The sequence below is a fragment of the Mycobacterium sp. E796 genome, from assembly GCF_001672815.1.
GTDB lineage: Bacteria > Actinomycetota > Actinomycetes > Mycobacteriales > Mycobacteriaceae > Mycobacterium.
This window is the reverse complement of record NZ_LZKK01000246.1, coordinates 1-674: the sequence shown is the minus strand read 5'-3', so window position 1 is coordinate 674 and position 674 is coordinate 1. Positions and strand designations below refer to the sequence as shown.

Below are 674 nucleotides of genomic sequence, written 5' to 3'. Positions count from 1 at the left end.
CTGTCGGCTGATTGGATGGAGAGCCGAGGGAGAACTTGAGGTGCCGCCGGACTGAGCCAATGCAGCCGGCCGCGATCGCCAACGATCCTGGCGCTCGCTCGAAAAAGATCCGACGACCACAGCGCGCAGTGCAGGCGGCCCGTGTGCCCGCCGGCGAACCGCAATTCGGCCGTCATAGCCCGGTCCACTTCGGGACCGCCCAGTTTCGCACGAGCCGAAACGACTTCCGGGGTCGAACCGCCGAACGTACGGAGCATGTCGACCGTATAGCTTCCGTCGGTCATCAGCGCGCCACCGGCAAGGGAGTAGTCGTAGATGTTGCTATTTGAACGCTTCGGCAGCATGACGCACACCGCTACCTCCACTCGCTGCAATCTACCCAGCTCCCCCGAAGCGATGATCTGCTCGACGCGCGATGTCAACGGATGGTAGCGGTACTGGAGCGCCTCCATGACGACACGATCTGATTTCGCGGCTAACTCGGCGATCTCGCGGGCCTCGGCGGCGTTGGCAGTGAACGGCTTTTCGCACAGCACGTGCTTGCCCGCATCAAGCGCAGCCCGGGTCCACCTGCCGTGCAAACCCGTCGGCGCCAAGATGTAGACCGCATCCACGTCCGGGTCGGCGATAAGCGCCGCATAGTTTTCGTGCACCCGAGCGATGCCGTGCTTGGC

Annotated in this window: 1 protein-coding gene; it reads right to left on the bottom strand. The window is 63.8% G+C overall.

What is annotated here, in order from left to right; genetic code table 11:
* Nucleotides 1-674 (bottom strand): Gfo/Idh/MocA family protein (locus A5706_RS18365; protein ID WP_068133351.1); only part of this gene is annotated, 674 nt, incomplete at both ends.